Origin of the sequence: Arenibacter amylolyticus, assembly GCF_002150785.1 — a bacterium.
Lineage (GTDB): Bacteria > Bacteroidota > Bacteroidia > Flavobacteriales > Flavobacteriaceae > Arenibacter > Arenibacter amylolyticus.
In genome coordinates, this window is record NZ_MTAZ01000015.1 from 87067 (window position 1) to 104519 (window position 17453).

At 40.0% G+C, this 17453-nt stretch carries 13 protein-coding genes; 3 read left to right on the forward strand and 10 right to left on the reverse strand.

Annotated features, from left to right (window positions below; translation table 11 throughout):
• Positions 1-7 precede the first annotated feature (7 nt).
• Together BV214_RS07720 and BV214_RS07725 are read left to right on the forward strand one after the other, a co-directional pair.
• A complete protein-coding gene (locus tag BV214_RS07720) occupies positions 8-1927 on the forward strand; it encodes a glycoside hydrolase family 13 protein (RefSeq protein ID WP_176328479.1) in 1920 nt (639 codons plus the stop codon).
• Between the two features lie 16 nt (positions 1928-1943).
• On the forward strand, positions 1944-3374 hold the full coding sequence (locus BV214_RS07725; RefSeq protein WP_086476929.1) for an alpha-amylase family glycosyl hydrolase: 1431 nt from the start codon (positions 1944-1946) through the stop codon (positions 3372-3374).
• 230 nt (positions 3375-3604) lie between these two features.
• Here BV214_RS07725 and BV214_RS07730 read toward each other — a convergent pair whose 3' ends face one another.
• The 9 genes from BV214_RS07730 to BV214_RS07770 all read right to left on the reverse strand — a co-directional run bounded on the left by BV214_RS07730 (position 3605) and on the right by BV214_RS07770 (position 15212).
• Positions 3605-5065: a potassium/proton antiporter gene (locus BV214_RS07730; protein WP_086476930.1), complete on the reverse strand. Its 1461-nt coding sequence runs from the start codon at positions 5063-5065 to the stop codon at positions 3605-3607.
• Positions 5066-5295: 230 nt separating this feature from the next.
• The gene (locus tag BV214_RS07735) at positions 5296-6702 is read right to left on the reverse strand and encodes an efflux transporter outer membrane subunit (RefSeq protein ID WP_086476931.1); all 1407 of its coding nucleotides are present in this window, start codon (positions 6700-6702) and stop codon (positions 5296-5298) included.
• 4 nt (positions 6703-6706) lie between these two features.
• Positions 6707-9850 carry an efflux RND transporter permease subunit gene (locus BV214_RS07740; RefSeq protein WP_086476932.1) on the reverse strand — a complete coding sequence of 1048 codons (3144 nt, stop codon included), beginning with the start codon at positions 9848-9850 and terminating at the stop codon, positions 6707-6709.
• Positions 9851-9871: 21 nt separating this feature from the next.
• Complete coding sequence (locus BV214_RS07745) at positions 9872-11002, reverse strand: efflux RND transporter periplasmic adaptor subunit (RefSeq protein ID WP_086476933.1); 1131 nt, start codon at positions 11000-11002, stop codon at positions 9872-9874.
• Positions 11003-11229: 227 nt separating this feature from the next.
• Positions 11230-11715, reverse strand: coding sequence for a GbsR/MarR family transcriptional regulator (locus tag BV214_RS07750; protein WP_086476934.1), 486 nt, complete (start codon positions 11713-11715; stop codon positions 11230-11232).
• A 180-nt stretch (positions 11716-11895) separates the two neighbouring features.
• Positions 11896-12792 (reverse strand): DMT family transporter, encoded by an 897-nt coding sequence (locus BV214_RS07755; RefSeq protein ID WP_086476935.1) that lies wholly within the window; start codon positions 12790-12792, stop codon positions 11896-11898.
• A 115-nt stretch (positions 12793-12907) separates the two neighbouring features.
• Positions 12908-13738 carry an META domain-containing protein gene (locus BV214_RS07760; RefSeq protein WP_086476936.1) on the reverse strand — a complete coding sequence of 277 codons (831 nt, stop codon included), beginning with the start codon at positions 13736-13738 and terminating at the stop codon, positions 12908-12910.
• Between the two features lie 225 nt (positions 13739-13963).
• The gene (locus tag BV214_RS07765; RefSeq protein ID WP_086476937.1) at positions 13964-14452 is read right to left on the reverse strand and encodes a GbsR/MarR family transcriptional regulator; all 489 of its coding nucleotides are present in this window, start codon (positions 14450-14452) and stop codon (positions 13964-13966) included.
• Between the two features lie 256 nt (positions 14453-14708).
• On the reverse strand, positions 14709-15212 hold the full coding sequence (locus tag BV214_RS07770; protein ID WP_086476938.1) for a GreA/GreB family elongation factor: 504 nt from the start codon (positions 15210-15212) through the stop codon (positions 14709-14711).
• Between the two features lie 362 nt (positions 15213-15574).
• Here BV214_RS07770 and BV214_RS07775 point away from each other — a divergent pair, with 362 nt between their 5' ends.
• Complete coding sequence (locus tag BV214_RS07775; protein ID WP_140157739.1) at positions 15575-16393, forward strand: HAEPLYID family protein; 819 nt, start codon at positions 15575-15577, stop codon at positions 16391-16393.
• Between the two features lie 108 nt (positions 16394-16501).
• Here BV214_RS07775 and BV214_RS07780 read toward each other — a convergent pair whose 3' ends face one another.
• Complete coding sequence (locus BV214_RS07780) at positions 16502-17341, reverse strand: helix-turn-helix domain-containing protein (RefSeq protein WP_086476940.1); 840 nt, start codon at positions 17339-17341, stop codon at positions 16502-16504.
• Positions 17342-17453: the final 112 nt, after the last annotated feature.

Consider the following 17453-nt stretch of genomic DNA (forward strand, 5'->3'; position numbering starts at 1 on the left):
AGCTTAAATGAGATATAAACATTTCGCTTTCTGCTTTGCGATACTGTGGATCACTTCCGCTTGCTCCACGGAAGGCAAGGGGAAGTCAATGGATCCCCACATTACCGAAGGGATTGGTGTTGAACGGGTAGAGCCTCCCCATTGGTGGATTGGTTTTAAAAACAGGGAATTGCAATTGTTGGTAAAGGATCCGGATATTGCTAAAAGTATTCCAGAGATTAACGAAGACGGAATTTCCATAAAAAAAATAACTGAGGGCAAAAGTCCCAATTATTTATTTTTAGATTTGGAGTTTTCCCAGGATTTAAAGCCCACAAAGTTCACTATCAACTTTACCTTCCAGAACGGCCTAATAAAAACGCATACCTATGAACTAAAAGGGCGGAATGGATCTAGTGAAGAATTTGTTGGATTTAATAGTTCGGACGCTATTTATCTGATTACTCCCGATAGGTTTGCCAATGCTGACCCTAAAAACGACCGACTCCCCTTTCTAAGAGAGCAAACGGTAGATAGAAATGAGGATTATGCCCGCCATGGAGGCGATATTAAGGGAATTACAAATCACTTGGACTATATTGAAAAGATGGGTTTCACCGCAATTTGGCCCTCTCCCTTATTAACCAATGATATGGAGGAACAATCCTATCACGGCTATGCCATCACCGATTTTTATGGCGTAGATCCCCGCTTTGGAAGCTTGGAAGATTATAAGGAACTGGTAAACAAGGCCAAGGAAAAGAGTATTAAAATAATAATGGACCAAGTGGCCAACCATTGCGGATTGGAGCATTGGTGGATGAAAGACCTTCCCTTTGATGATTGGTTTAATTATCAAGGAGAGTTTGAAAACCAGGAAATCATTCCCCATTCTAACCATAGGAGAACTACTAATCAGGATCCCTATGCTTCGGAACAGGACAAGAAGGCCATGACTCATGGATGGTTTGTGGATACTATGCCCGATTTAAATCAGCGTAACCCCTTTATGGCCAAGTATCTTATTCAAAATAGTATTTGGTGGATAGAGACTTTAGGACTCGGGGGAATTAGGCAAGATACCTACCCCTACCCAGACAAAGAGTTTATGGCTAAATGGGCAGGTGAAATTATGACAGAATATCCCCAATTCAGTATAGTCGGGGAAGAGTGGAGCAACAACCCTCTTCTAATTGCCTACTGGCAGCAGGGCAACCAGAATAGGGACGGCTATAATTCCAATTTAAGGTCTACGATGGATTTTGCTATGCAAAATTTAATTATTGAAGGTATTAAAGAAGAAGAGAATTGGAATTCTGGCCTAATTAAAATGTATGAAGGACTCGCCAATGATTTTGCATACCCTTCTCCCGAAGATATTGTGGCCTTTTTGGACAATCATGATATGGACCGTGTATATACGCAGTTGAACGAAAACCTAGTGGATACCCAAATGGCCCTTAGCTATCTTTTGGTATTGCCTCGAATTCCCCAGCTGTACTACGGAACAGAAATATTGATGCAAAACTCCAAAAAACCTGGAGATCACGGTTTAATTAGGACCGATTTTCCTGGCGGATGGGAAGGAGACGCCGTAAATGCATTTACAGGTGAAAATCTAAGCACGGATCAAAAAAACATGCAGTCTTTTCTAAAAAGTCTATTGAATTATAGAAAAGAGAGCGAAGCGATCCACAAAGGAAAAACCATTCATTTTGCACCAACTAATGGGGTTTATTTACTTTCCCGAATGTATGAGAACGAAATTGTGACCCTCATAATCAACAAAAACAAGGATCCTTACACCTTGGATCTCACTCCTTACGCGGAACTTGGACTTCAAGGAAAAACCTTGAGAAATGTGTTAACCAATACGACCCATGTCTGGAAAGACAACATAGATCTTTCCTCTAGGGGAGCTACCCTATTAACCACTAAATTAAAGTAAACTTAAATTGAATATAATGAAAAACCCATTTGCCATTTTCTTCCTTATTGCGATATTATTTTCTTGTAAGGAAAAACCCCAACCAGCAACGGTCTTAAAAGACACGTCTCCCATTTCTATTACAGAAGCTAAAGAAACGGCCGTTATATATGAAGCCAACATCAGGCAATATTCCCCTGAAGGCACTTTCCAGGCCTTTACCAAGGACCTACCAGTTTTAAAGGAACTAGGCGTTAAGGTATTATGGGTAATGCCCATAAACCCCATTTCTGAAGTTAAAAGAAAAGCCACTGGGGATACGTTTACCAGCGATATAGAAGATGAGGAAGAACGTAAAAAGTATTTGGGAAGCTATTATTCGGTTTCGGATTATAAGGCCGTAAATCCTGAATTTGGGACGCTAGAAGATTTTAAGGAGTTGGTAGATACTGCTCACAAAAACGGGATTTTGGTTATTGTAGATTGGGTGCCCAACCATACAGGCTGGGACCATCCTTGGATAACAGCGCATCCAGAATACTATACTAAAAACGACCAAGGGGAAATTATAGACCCTCTCAATCCCGATACGGGAGAGTCTTGGGGCTGGACCGATGTGGCAGATTTAAATTACGACAATATGGAGATGCGTAAGGAAATGATTAACGATATGAAGTTCTGGGTAGAAGAGGCCAATATTGATGGATTTCGTATGGATGTAGCCCATCAGGTACCTCCTGCATTTTTTAAGGAGGCCATAGCCAAAATGGAAAAAATAAAACCTCTTTTTATGCTAGCGGAAGCTGAGCAACCAGAATTATTGCAAAATGGATTTGATATGCAGTATGGATGGGAAGTACACCATATATTTAATGAGATTGCGAAGGGCACAAAAAATGTTTCCGATTTTGATGAATACATGGTTAAAACCAGTGCCACGCTAAAAGATGGTGGAATCAATATGAATTTCATTACCAATCACGATGAGAATTCTTGGAGTGGTACTTTGGAGGAGAGAATGCCCGACAGCAAAGAAATCTTTACGGCCCTCACCTATCTTATGCCTGGCATGCCCTTAATTTACTCTGGACAGGAATACGATATGAATCATCAACTCAAGTTTTTCGAGAAAGATTCCATCCCCAAAACAAAAGGTGCCTATTTTGATTTATTGGTGCGTTTAGGTGCTCTAAAAAACAACAACGGAGCCTTAAATAGCAGTGAAGAACTAAGTACTTATCAGCGTATAAACACCTCCGAGGATGCCTCTATTTTAGCGTTCAGCAGGGAAAACAAGGAAGACAAAGTTATCTTTATTGGCAACTTCAGTGATACTGCCATAAAGTTTAGCCTACCCTTAAGCGAAAAGTATCAGGATTATCTATATTCATCAGACCTAGAGTTTGAAGGTACTGCCAACCTGGATCTGGCCCCTTGGGAATATTATATCCTCATTGCCAAACCTTAGTCCATAACCTCTGTGAAAGCCCGCCTATACAGTACGGGCAAGCCCGCCTGAATTGTACGGACAATCCCAAGTGGTATGGGAAGGTAACTACTGATATTAACTGGAAGTCTTCCTGAACGAAACGAAAAGCTAAATGTTAGTAGGTTCAAATATCACTTAGTGAGTAAAACAAAGGAAGTATAACATACAAGAAAGCCCATGTTAGTTATTATTAACATGGGCTTTCTTATTTATTTTCTCAGCACCCTATTCACTTCGTCTATAATTTCCTCCTTATCTGCTAGCACAAATAAGGTATCCTTATCTTCAATTATAGTAGATCCATTAGGAGTAATAAACTCGCCGTCTCTTTTAATCATGGCAATGATAGCGTGCTTTGGAAAGCCCAACTCTACAATTTGCTTATTCGCCGCATAACAGTCGGTCCCAACAGGGATTTCCTTTAGCAAGGTTTTTGGATTATCCATCAACAACATATCGGTAGCGGTCATTCTTTTCTCCTGTGCAGGTAGGGCAACTCGTAACCATTTTGCCACCACAGACAGCGTGGTCCCTTGGATAAGTACGGAGGTAACGGAGATAAAGAATACGATATTAAAAATCATATCGGCCTTATCTATCCCCGCAAGCAACGGGTAGGTGGCAAATACGATAGGCACCGCACCCCGTAGACCAACCCAAGAGATATAAACCCGTCTCCTAAATTTCATTTTAAAGAACATAAGGCTTAGCATTACACTAACGGGCCTGGCAACAAGGATTAAAAAGAGTGAGATAAGCAAACCTATCCCTATTACCGGAATAATATGGGAAGGATACACCAAAAGACCCAGGGTTAGGAAGAGTACAATCTGCATCAACCAAGCCAAACCATCAAACATTTTTAGTATAGAGCGCTTGTGTATAAGATCTTGATTACCAAGGTACACCGCACAGATATAAATGGCTAAGAAACCGTTTCCGCCTACAAAATCGGTGGCGGAAAAGGTGATGAACATCAGGGCGATAACCAAAACGGGGTAAAGCCCTTGAAAATCCAACTTAATCCTATTTATAACGTATTTACTGATTTTTCCAAAGGCAAATCCGGCAATAGCACCGACTACCATCTGCTGTAAAAACTTGGGTACAACGGACCAAATACTTTGGTCTTGGTACACCACCAAAGTTAAGAACGAAATGGTAAGCACATAGGCCATGGGATCGTTACTTCCACTTTCCAATTCCAAGGTAGGCCTTAGATTCTTTTTAAGGGCGAGATTTTTAGATCTTAAAATAGAGAAAACCGCTGCTGCATCCGTTGAGGATACAATGGAGCCCAACAACATGCTTTCATAAATAGTAAAATCCGTAATATAATAGACAAAGGTCCCTATAGAGACTGCCGTTAGCAACACCCCTACCGTAGATAGCACCACCCCTTCCCTAAGGATGGGCCGCACTTCGCCCCAGTTGGTATCTAACCCTCCGGAAAACAGTATAAAATTTAAGGATACGATCCCTATAAATTGCGCGATCTTAGGATCGTCGAAGTGTATATCTACAAGTCCGTCTGCACCCGCCAGCATTCCAACCCCCAAAAACAGTAATAAGGTAGGAACCCCAAATTTGTAGGAGGTCTTTCCCACCACAATACTGATTAATAGGAGTAATGATCCAACTAATAAAATATTCTCGATGGTTAAGTGCATAGGTCCCTCTTTACGGTTTTCGCAAAAATAACCCTTCTTTATAAATTAGGTGAACATCTGGGTCTAAATTTAAAATTAATGGTAAAAATCACCGCTTATTACAATTTTTTTATAGATTTGTTTCCATTATCTGTTTTTGAATGGCCAAAAGGTACTTTTGGCCATTACATCCTAATCTATTTATCCCATCAGCACAACACCGTTTTTTGAAGTACTAAGTACCCTAAAACTTAATTCCAACCGCCGCCCAAGGCCTTATATAAATCTACCACAGATTGCAACTGTCCATTTCGTGTATTTGCCAGATCTAAGCTGGAATTCAAGGTGTTTTCCTGGGCTCTTAGCACCTCTAGATAATTAGCCAATCCATTGTTCAATAATTCTTGTGAATACTCCGCAGCCATGGCATAGGCTTCATATTCTTTTTCTTTTATGGCGATTTTCTCCGTTGCCAAATTATAGGAAAACATGGCATCGGAAACTTCTTTGCTAGCAGTAAGTACGGCCTGTTTAAAATTTAAACTAGCCATTTCCTGCTGTGCCTTAGACACTTCATATTGGGTGCGGATTTTTCTTCCATTTAAAATAGGCTGCGCAAGCCCCCCTACCAAATTGGCAAAAAGGGAATTAGCACTGAACAGTTGGTCAAAATTCAGGCTCTGAAATCCTCCTGTAGCCGAAAGGGTTAGGGATGGATAGAAATTACTCCTTGCCACATTGCTAAGCTCAAAGGCCTTTCGCAATTCCAATTCGGCCACCATAACATCCGGACGGTTGCTCAATAACTGCGCAGGTACCCCAATGACCAATTCTGTAGAAATCTGCTGATCTGCCAACACAGTCCTTTCCTTGGCTTTAGGCGTTTCCCCTAGTAGCACGGATAGCGTGTTTTCTAATAAGTATGCCTGATTTTTAAGGTCGACCAATATCGCTTTAGCGGTATGAAGCTGTGCCTCTGTCTGTTTCACCCCCACTTGGGAAACCTGTCCCGCTTCCATCAATGCTTTAGTAGTTTCCAAGCTGTTTTTACGAGTAGCTATGGTTTGCTTTGTAAGGGTCATCTGCTCGTCTACGGTAAGCAATTGATAATATACGGATGCGATGTTCGCTATAAGTCGGGACTTTACAGCCTGATGAGCGGCTACCGTCTGTAGGTAAGAAGCTTCAGAAGCTCTCTTATTACTTCGGATCTTGCCCCAAATATCTGCCTCCCATGCCAAACTTCCTGTAAGTTCGTACTGATCTTGTGAACTACCTACAAGGGCTCCCATAGGACTGTTTTTTGACAATTCCTGATGAATATACCCTGCATTGGCGGAAAATGTTGGCAAATAGCCCGCTTTCCCTTGCTTTAGGGTTGCCTCTGCAGCAACAATTTGCTGCAAGGCTACCCGGATGTCCATATTATTGTGCAGTCCCTGCTCTATATACTGTGTAAGTATAGGATCTGTAAAGAGATCTCTCCAAGATACCTCCGCTATGCTTACACTATCCTGAGCAATTTGATCTGTTCTAAACGCGGCTTCCTCAATAATAGCCTGGTCTGATTGTACATAATCCTTTGCGGAAAAACAGGATACCAATAGTACTGGCATACTGGCGATAATTAAATACTTTGTTAAATGTGATGTTCTCATATGTTTAAACTTCTTCTGTAATTTCCAAAACTTCATTTTTTGACTTTCTGCCTACTTTTTCCTGTAACCACTGGAATAGGATAAATAGAATAGGAATCACAAAAACTCCCAACACAGTACCTATCAACAATCCTCCAACCGCTCCAGTTCCTATGGCTCGGTTACCCTCGGCCCCCACACCTGAGGCCAATACCAACGGCAGCAGTCCAAAGATAAAGGCGAAGGAAGTCATTAAAATTGGTCGTAACCTTGCTTTAGCAGCATCTATGGCAGAATTTACGATGGTTTCTCCCCTTCTTCTTCTTTGAATAGCGAACTCCACAATTAAGATAGCATTCTTTGCCAGCAACCCGATTAACATAATTAAGGCAATCTGGAAGTAGATATTATTTTCCAGCCCTGCGAATTTGGTGGATATAAAGGCCCCGAAAATTCCCAATGGTAAGGAAAACAACACGGCAAAGGGCAATAGATAACTCTCGTATTGGGCACTTAACAAGAAGTAAACAAAAACGATTACCAAAATTAATATAATAGTGGTTTGGTTACCTGCATTGATCTCTTCTCTAGTAAGTCCGGAATAGGCCGTACTGAAATTTGCTGGAAGCTCCGCTGCTACCTCTTCTACCGCAGTAATTGCATCTCCTGTGCTAAACCCAGGATTTACCGCTGCAGTTACCTTCGTTGAGTTAAAGAGGTTAAAACGTGTTACCGACTGTGGACCATACACCCGCTCTACACTTACAAACTGTGTAATGGGCGCCATTTCCCCGCTTTTAGTTTTCACATAAAGACTGTTTAGATCTTGCTTTTGGGCCCTACTCTCGGGCAGGGATTGAATATAAACCCTGTACTGTTTCCCGAAACGGGAGAAGTCTGCCGCATAAATACTTCCTATATACCCCTGAAGGGTATTGAAAATGCTGTTTATATTGACCCCATAATCCTTTGCCAAGGGCACGTTGATATCCAATTTATACTGAGGATATTGCGTACTGAAGGACGACTGGGCATACATAAGTTCGGGCCTTTGCATCAACTTCCCTATAAATTCTTTATTCACTTGATCTAACTCACTAAAATCCCCACCAGATAGGTCCAGTAGATTCACTTCCACTCCCGAAGAATTTCCAAAACCAGGAATACTTGGGGGTGAGAAGAATATTATTTTAGCATCGGAAACAGTGGCGGCGATACCAAACAGCTTTCCGGTAATGGCCTTGGTAGACAGGTCATCAGTAGGTCTGTCCTTCCAATCGTCCAATTTAATAAACCCTAAGCCATAGTTATTACCTGCTCCGTTAATTAAACTAATTCCGTTAATGAGGGTAACACTATTTACTCCAGGTAAATCTTTTATTTTACCATATATTTCACGGTTTACTTCGGCCGTTCTATCTATGGAGGCCCCTGGTGGCAATTCTATGTTCACAAACACCAACCCTCTATCCTCATCCGGTACAAATCCAGATGGCGTGGTGTTAGAAGCCCATACGATCCCCGCAACAGAAACTATAAGAATAGCTCCCGTGATCCATTTATGACGGTATAAAAATCCGAGCGATTTCCCATAGCGTTTTACAGTAGCATCAAAGCCTAGGTTAAAGGCATGGAAAAACCGCTGTAGGAATGTTTTTTTCTTTTCTTCCTCTGTGTGGGGCTTTAATAATAGCGCACATAATGCCGGACTTAAAGTAAGGGCATTAACCGCAGAAATTAAGATGGCCACGATTAGCGTAATCCCAAACTGCTCATAGAATACCCCGGTAGGCCCTGTGATAAAAGTTACAGGTACAAAAACTGCAGCCATGACTAGGGTGATAGATATAATAGCTCCGGTTATTTCGCCCATAGCCTCTATGGTGGCTTTTTCCATATCCTTGGCACCCTCGTCTATTTTGGCGTGGACTGCTTCTACCACTACAATGGCATCATCTACCACAATACCGATGGCTAGTAACAGTGCAAACAGCGTTAACAGGTTAATAGAATAACCAAAAAGATTTAAGAAAAAGAAGGTACCTATAATGGATACTGGTACGGCAATAGCCGGAATTAAGGTGGATCTAAAATCCTGCAAGAAAATAAAGACCACCACAAAAACTAGTAAAAAGGCTTCTATAAAAGTTTTTATCACTTTGTTGACGGAAGCATTTAAAAACTCGTTGGTATCATAAGGAATTACATAGCTGATGCCATCGGGGAATCCTTTTTCCAATGTCTTGAGTTCTGTTTTAATCTCCTCAATGATCTTTTGGGCATCGGAACCAGGAGTTTGATAAATGGCCATAGCCACACTAGGATTTCCGTCGGTTTTGGCGCTACTGGAGTACGATTGCGCATCCAACTCAATGGTTGCCACATCCTTTAATCGGAGGTACTGTCCATCCCCTAGGGCCTTGATCACAATATTTCCATATTCCGCTTCGGTTCTATAGCGACCGTCATAGGTAATTACATAGGAGAATGCCTCTCCATGATTTTCACCAATGGTTCCTGCTGCCGCTTCCTGACTCTGTTCGTTTATAGCCTGATTAATATCGGAAGGCGATAATCCATAAGCCGCCATTTTGTTGGGCTGCAACCACACTCTCATCGCGTAATCCTTACTTCCAAATACGTTTACATCCCCTACTCCATCTACCCGTTGAAAGGCTGGTACTACATTAATCTTTAGGTAATTCTGCAAGAAAACATCGTTGTACTCTTCAGAATCGGTATAAAAACTAATGAACATTAGGGCGCTGGTCTGTTGCTTTTGGGTAAGCACCCCCGTCTGCCTTACCGCTTGGGGCAGCAAGGGATTTGCCCGGGCAACACGGTTTTGCACGTTTACCGCCGCAATATCTGGATCTACATCCTGTTTAAAATATACGGTGATGGCCGCGGTTCCGTTATTGGTGGCCGTAGAGGTGAGATAGGTCATCCCCTCTACCCCATTAATCTGTTCTTCTATAGGAATTATTACACTTTCCAATATGGTAGCCGCAGAGGCTCCAGGATAGCTTGCTGTAACCTGAATGGTAGGTGGGGCAATATCCGGATATTGGGTTACGGAAAGGGAACTTAATCCCAGCAATCCCAAAATTACTATGATTACGGAAATTACCGTAGATAGTACAGGACGGGTGATAAAAGTCTTGATCATGCTTTCTCTGTCTTATGAATTTTAATTTCTAAACTCCGTTTTTCTTAACTGTGCCACCTGGTCAAAGTCTACTTTCTGTGGCGTTATGGGGCTTCCGTTTCTTAATTTACCCACCCCTTTGGCAACAATGGTCTCCCCTTCTACGAGGCCCGATTCTAAGATGTACATAGGTCCAGCATTACCTTTTACCGCAATGGCTTTGGCGCTAACCGTATTATCTTCTGAAACGGTATAAACAAAAGTCTTCTCCTGTTGTTCAAAAGTAGCCTCTTGTGGAACCACCAAGGTGTTCTCAAAAACAGTGGGAATTTGAATGGTACCGCTATTACCATTGGTTAACAATGCGGCATCATTATTAAAAAGTGCCCTAAAGCTAACAGTTCCCGTATTGGGGTTTATTTGGGAATTAATAGTTTCGATCTTCCCTTTTTGATTAAACTCCCTTCCGTTGGCCAGTAAGAGAGTTACTTCTGGAAGGTTTGCAATCTTCTCTTCCTTGGTAGTCCCAGCAGCATTTTGTAAAAAGTCTAAATATGCCTTCTCATTCATGGAAAAATACGCGTAGACTTTACTAATGTTGGAAACGGTAGTTAAGGGAATTTGATTGGTAGGACTTACCAAAGCTCCCGTACGAAAGCGTATAGACCCCACATAACCGTCTACCGGACTTACTATGGTAGCATAGCCAATATTGGCTTCAATACTATTATACGCACTTTTGGCTTGCTGTAATTTAGCTTTCGCGGTTTCCAATTGCACCTGACTAATAATATTTTTAGCCACCAATGGCTTCAATTTATTTACTTCTACCTCAGCAGCAACAACGTTTGCTTTTGCCGCTGCAGCATCCTGAGTCATGGATTGGGTTTCCAATCTAAAAAGAGGCTGGCCCTTCTTAACTTTTTCGCCTTCATCTACCAGTACCTCAGTAATATATCCGGATATCTTGGCGCGGACTTCACTATTGACAATACCCTCTATTTTAGTAGGATAATTGGTGTAAGAAGTAACGGTTTTGATAGGAACCTCCATAACAGGAAAGGGAAGTGCAGCCATGGCCGCTGTTCCGGGTTGTCCCGATTTATCGCTTCCGCAAGAAGCTAAGAAAGTTAATATTAAAATGGGAATGGCAGATTTAAAAGTTGTTTTCATTTGTAGATATTTATTGATTTATAACGGTCATACCAGCCCGACTAGGTCGTTCTGGCGGGTGCGATTCGCATATCTTCATTCGCATTTGACCGCCAGAATGAATCTTTCGGGCTGGCGACCAGATTTCGGACATGCTCATTTCATTTGTTGAATAATTGATTCTTTGTTTAAACTAAGATGGTAGTCCGAATTAGTTTGGACTATCAATTTTGTGTGATTTGAAGTGATTATTGTTGATTTTGGAATTGCTCTATTTCGTTTATTTTGAGTCGAGTGGAATTTAATTGTTCTTCCAAGTATTCCTGAAATAAACCACCCACGAATAGGGTGTCATTAAATTTTTCTGAATTGTTATGTTGGTAGAAGTCTTTAATTTTACGTACAATATCCAACTCCTTAAGAAGCATACTTTCGTATTGCTTTATTGCACTGCCCACATAATTATTTGTAGTTTTAAAATAACGCTTCCTGTCCCCTATTTTGGTGTAATAATCCAAATACCCCAATTGCAACAGGACATTAATATTACTAGAAACAGAACTTTTACAAGCTGCAGTAAGCGCTATAATCTCATCAAATGTTAATCCATTACCGAAGGAAAGTAAGGTTGTGGCATATATGCGCGCAGCTAAAGGTGCCAAACCAGCCCTTTCCTCTAAATTAAGTCCTATTTCTTCTATCAGTACGTCCTTTTTTGGAATTACCTCTTTCATCTCATTATAATTATCGGACAAAATTACGATTAGTTCGTAAACTTACGAACCAATAAAATTTAATGTTTTGTTAAATTTAACGGAAGGAATAATTCGACCCTTATCTACTAACAATCAACTCATTACACAACAGTACATAGTTGCAGAATTTCTAAAAGGGAAATCAAAAGGGCTTAATTACTATACAGTAGAACCAGCTGATTGTTTACTTTTACCAATCAGATAGATTCCGACAAGAATCAACAATCCGCCTAACATATACCATACGGTAAACTTTTCACCATCTAAAAGTCCCCATATAACGGCTACTAAGGGAAGTAAATAAGTTACGGTACTGGCAAATACCGGAGAGGTATTCTGTATAAGCCTATAGTATAGCACCATAGCAATGGCGGTACCCATAATAGTTAAAATTGCCAAGTATCCCACAGCTTCATAGGCTTCTGGGGTAGCTTGAAAGTTTTGGAAAATACCGGATAAGATTAGGATGAGAAAAGAAGGAAGCATCCATACCGTAAAAACAGCACTAGATAGCTGCAGAGGGGGAAGATTCTGTAATTTTTCTTTTATAATTAGGGCACTCACAGCATAACTAGCCGTAGCCAAAACCACTAGAAAAGCATAAAATAATTGGGAGTCTTCCGTACTTGTTTCCGAGAAGTACATTAGGCTGGCCGCTCCTAAAAAGCCAATTATTGCACCCACAAATTGGATATACCTGCTGCGGATCCCAAAGAATATAAATCCGAAAACCAAAACAAACACTGGGACTAGTGAATCCAGTATTCCTGCCAAGGAACTACTCACCTTTGTTTGCGCCAAGGGAAAAAGGAACATTGGCAAGAAATTTCCGAAAAAACCGGTCACAATCACCCAAAACAGCACTTTTTTAGACATTTTTCTCAATGCTGGAATCCCCAAGTAAGCCATAATAAGGCCCGAGACACCTACACGAATGGCACCAATCTCATAGGGTGAAAATACTAAGAGCGACTTTTTAATTAAGATAAAAGAACTCCCCCAGGTCAGTGCTATTACGATGAGGAGAAACCATTTGTTATCGATTAATTTTCCCATAATCCGCAAAGTTAAAAAGCAATTGCTCCATGCAATTGCTTTTTAAAAATATTTATATTTTAATTAGAATCAAGTAAGTTAAACTCCTGATTAATTGCAGGTTGATAAACCAAGCTTAATCAAAATAAACCGCCTCAAAAACTGCCAAAGGAGCCCTTCTTCCCACATTAAGCATCAAGGTATCACCGTTTATGGTATAGTTATCCGCTAACTCCAACACCTTTAGAAATTCTGATTCGTTAAACGGAACATCGGGACAAGCCTTAAGAGTAGCTAATACTTGGGAAAATCTAATGCGATTCCCTTCTTCGAGGGTATATCCCCCTTGAAAAGTATTACAACCTGCAAAACCAGTAACCCTGTTTTCATTTGCCTTAAGAATAAAATAAATCTCACGTTCTTGATTATCGGCCATCTTCACTTCCTTACCTTCCAAGGTTTTCAATTTCCAATATTTTTCTGTGATAAGATCTTTTTGCACCGCTGCTTTTTTAAAAACTGCCAAGGGTGCCCTTCTTCCCACATTTAACCTAAGCGTGGTACCATCAAAGGTATAGTTATCGGCAAGTTTAAATACTTCCAATACCTGTGACTCATCTATAGTCTGATCTGGACAAGCCATACGAGTTACCCCCATTTCACTAAAGCGAATCCTATTTCCCTCTGCTAGAGTAAAACTCCCAAAACCTGAATTACATCCAAAATATCCGCTAAAAGTATTATCCTCACCGTTTAGTGTGAATCGGACATTTCTATCATGTGCTTGGTCTAGAGCCACTTTTTCCCCTTCTAGTTCTGTAAGGATCCATTCTGTATTAGTTATTTCTGACTGTACTTCCATTTTACTTTCATTGTTTGGAGCCGATTCACCAGCAATATTTTTCTGGGTATTACAGCTTATGGTACTAAGGACAATGCTTAAAACAGCTATCATTTTTATTTTCATGACTTCAGTAGTTGTGTTTTTGAATTAAATTCTCCACAAACTTACTCTTTAGTTCGCTTCATTAAGAACTAATCGAAATAATGTTTTGTTAAATTTTATTCACTAAGTGCAGGTTGAATGCTCCCCGTTCCACTCAGGATGGCGTTAACTATTCAAAGTAGTTTTCGTCCCATGCTCAATGGGCTTGCCCAGAGGTAAGTGATTGGTAGCTAATAAATATAGGGGTTATTGTTCTTGACCGTCTAGGAAGTGGGTCATTTTCTTAAGAGTTTGTGCTACCAATTGTTGTTGCGCCTTGGTATACTCTTGCATAATGGTGCCCATAGAATTTTCATTCACAAACTTTTCGGGGTAATGGCTTAGATTATAGGCATTAATCTTATCGATAAGTTCTACTTCTCTAGTTAAGGACTGCGCGTATTGCTGCAAATAGTTCTTTTGAAAGTACCTAGCTATTTTAAAAAACCGTTTTCTATTCCCTGGCTTGGTAAAGTACTCTACATATTTTAATTGGGTAAGTACATTAAGATTAATGGAGGTAGAACTCTTACTTGCTCCCAAAGCATCTCTAATCTCTTCGAAGGAGAGTCCGTCATAGGATGATAATGTTAACAGACCGTAGATCCTTGCCGCCAGCGGGGAAACCCCCATGCGTTCACTAAATCCAATACCTATTTCTTCTATAAGCTGTTTTTTCTCCTCTGAAAGATTCAAACTAATTGTGGTTTTTTAAGAATTTTGCTCGAAAGTAATAATTATATGCCTCAAGTTATTGAAAATTGCAAAGATACCGATAATTATTCCTTTGGATTTCCCTTTTTTCATGGGACGGTGTTCCCAACTCTACCTGCGACCTTATAATTATCACCTAGCTATTGCTAGTTAACAGGATGCTTTAGTTAATAAGGCAACACGCCACAGTAACCCCTTAGTCTCCATGATAAAAGACTCATAAGTACTTATCGACTTATTAAACGTAGCTAATTTCCAATATTTCAAAAACCCGTTCTTCCTTTGCTAACTTTAAAATGGCCTTCTCCCCTACCTTTTTCTGGATTAAGGTCCTAGCCAAAGGAGCGATAAAAGCAATCTTACCCTTTGTTATGTCTGCTTCATCCACGCCCACTATTTGGAACCTTTGAGTTTTGTTAGTCGCCTTTATCTTTAAACTCACAGTTGCGCCAAACCTAACCTCTTCCTTGGGCTGATCTTCTAAAGGGATTATTTTAGCGGTTGCAATTCTATTGTTCAATAGTTTTAATTTTGCATTGATATGGTTTATAGCAATCCTACGCTCGTTTTCATTTTCACTTTCTACCATTCCCAATTCTCCCATAAGTACTTCCTTTTCTTCCAACAATGCATTCATACCCACCTGAGTTACATAGTTGGTAGTCCCTTCAGGTAAATGCGCCCTTGGAGGCACTATTGGAATTTCTTCCTGATCTTCTTCTTTAACAAAACCCCTGCTCATTTTATTATTTTTATTGTGAAATGTAATTACCTAGGCCATACCTACTACATAAACAGCCAACCACAGTTTATAGATTTTTAATTAGACAAACAAATATTCTCGTGAATATGCATTTGTCCAGCGAGATTTCTTTTGGACTAATAGGGGTAGTTTTCAGGGATAAATCATGGAAGAAGGATTGTTTTATAAGGAAGTTTAAGACAATACATATAGTAAGACTATAGAAATACCCGGCTTGTTAAAAACGCAATTTTTAACTAATTCCAATGGTGAAAAATCACTATCTTTAAGGAATATATCACATATCCTCTCCCAAACACGATATATAGCACTTTAACTACATAACCAAAAATTAGACATCTATGATGAAAGTAGCTTATATTAAATATGGGATGCTACTCGTTGGTTTACTATTTCTAAGCCTAAATGGGATTGCGCAAACAGAGACTGAGCCAGAGCTCCCCGTAAAAGTACACCATATAGAGCCACTTTTTATAGATTTGGTTCGTGATCTTGGAGCTAGGAAAGGAGAAAAGGAGCTTAATTTGGGGGCCGATTTTGCCAACACAAGTACCTTTAGTCAGTTTGACGTTTTAGCCGAGTATGAATTTGCGCCCATTCACCGATTAGGCCTCGAATTTGAAGTGGGTTTTTCTTTTTTTGATGGATATGGCGATAATAAGAATATTCCAAAAAACAAGATGGAAGCCCTAAAACTTTCGGCACAATACTCCTTTTACGTATCGCCCAAACATAAGACCACCTTGGCTCTCGGATATGCACAAATATTTGAGCTTACAGATTTTAGCAGTTATGACAGCAGCCTGTTTGTTAAGGAGATAGTATACAGTCCTTTTTTCATTGCAGCCAAAGGATTAGGCCAACAGCTACATGCATTAATTTTTACCGGTCCCCTTTTTAAACATGAATTAGGTACCGATGTTACCCATGTGGATTGGCAGCTAAATACCTCATTTCATTATGAAATTCCAAATACTTCCCATTTCCTAGGGATAGAATTCAATAAAGAATGGATTCATGGTGAGTTGGAAATGACCATGCGTCCCCAAGCAAAACTGCAGATTAATGAGGACTTGGCCTTAGGGATCGTTACCGGATTTCCCATTACCAAAAGTGAGGAAAAGTTTAGTTCCTTTTTTAGGGTCATCTACGAATTATAAGCTTTATTTAGAAAATATTATTGAGACACCCTTGGGATGGTCGTAACTACCACTAGCTATTTTGCCAAGTAATTTAGGTAAAACGGATGTTTGGTGGAACGATAGTATCTAATTGGGTATTTCCGTTGGACTAATTCCAAACTTGTTTTTAAAGGCTGTACTGAAATTAGATAGGTTATTATACCCTATTTCCATATAAATATCTGAAGGGGATAACTCCCCCTCCTGCAGCAGGTCCTTTGCTTTTTGCAGTCGTTTATCCTGAAGCCACTTTCCTGGCGCTACCTGATATTCCAACTTAAAATGGCGTTTAAAGGTAGAAAGACTCATATTGCATAAAAAGGCGATTTCTTCCAATTTCAAATTTGAATACACATTACTCTCCACTACCTTTTTAAAGGAGGACACTTCCTTGCTGATCAATGAGTGCAGGTAATACTCAAACTTTTCCCCGTATTTATTGAGGAGATACAGCATAATTTCTTCAAATTTCAGATTTAATAAGGTATCCCCTGATCTGTGCGAAGTTTTACAAATCACGGCCAAGGTTTTTAGGTAAGAGGCGATGTACGCATCATTTTCAATCACAAAATAAGGCACCTTTTCCTGATAGGGTTCTACATCATTGGTGTATTTACTTAAGAATTGACGTAGTTTAGTTTCGGAAAAAAAGAAAAGTTTGCAATAATAAATGGCTTCCATATCTAACAATTCGGTCCATAGCCAATTTCCTTTTTTAAGTAGTAACGACTGCTGTTGATTAACGGCAACTGCTGTATCCGCAAAGTGCACCTGCTTTTTCCCCACTTGTAGGAAACTGAACATATTCATACTTAAATTGACCTTGCTCTTTACCACATCACTGGTCATCTTAAACTCGTGCACAAAAAGGTCTGTAGTGGTGTTAGATTCGCCAATATATATCTCAGGTATGTTCTCTATGGACATTGGAAGCTGCTATTTCTTATAAAAGTACGTTAATCTAAAGTGGTATAAAACTTAATCTGAAAAATACCTGATGATTCACCTGGAGCAATTAAGAGATTCATTGGTTAAATAT

Bases quoted from the DNA above. Each gene is read 5' to 3' on its own strand.
- BV214_RS07720 (WP_176328479.1), top strand. From the start codon at position 8: ATGAGATATAAACATTTCGCTTTCTGCTTTGCGATACTGTGGATCACT.
- BV214_RS07725 (WP_086476929.1), top strand. From the start codon at position 1,944: ATGAAAAACCCATTTGCCATTTTCTTCCTTATTGCGATATTATTTTCT.
- BV214_RS07730 (WP_086476930.1), bottom strand. From the start codon at position 5,065: ATGCACTTAACCATCGAGAATATTTTATTAGTTGGATCATTACTCCTA.
- BV214_RS07735 (WP_086476931.1), bottom strand. From the start codon at position 6,702: ATGAGAACATCACATTTAACAAAGTATTTAATTATCGCCAGTATGCCA.
- BV214_RS07740 (WP_086476932.1), bottom strand. From the start codon at position 9,850: ATGATCAAGACTTTTATCACCCGTCCTGTACTATCTACGGTAATTTCC.
- BV214_RS07745 (WP_086476933.1), bottom strand. From the start codon at position 11,002: ATGAAAACAACTTTTAAATCTGCCATTCCCATTTTAATATTAACTTTC.
- BV214_RS07750 (WP_086476934.1), bottom strand. From the start codon at position 11,715: ATGAAAGAGGTAATTCCAAAAAAGGACGTACTGATAGAAGAAATAGGA.
- BV214_RS07755 (WP_086476935.1), bottom strand. From the start codon at position 12,792: ATGGGAAAATTAATCGATAACAAATGGTTTCTCCTCATCGTAATAGCA.
- BV214_RS07760 (WP_086476936.1), bottom strand. From the start codon at position 13,738: ATGAAAATAAAAATGATAGCTGTTTTAAGCATTGTCCTTAGTACCATA.
- BV214_RS07770 (WP_086476938.1), bottom strand. From the start codon at position 15,212: ATGAGCAGGGGTTTTGTTAAAGAAGAAGATCAGGAAGAAATTCCAATA.
- BV214_RS07775 (WP_140157739.1), top strand. From the start codon at position 15,575: ATGATGAAAGTAGCTTATATTAAATATGGGATGCTACTCGTTGGTTTA.
- BV214_RS07780 (WP_086476940.1), bottom strand. From the start codon at position 17,341: ATGTCCATAGAGAACATACCTGAGATATATATTGGCGAATCTAACACC.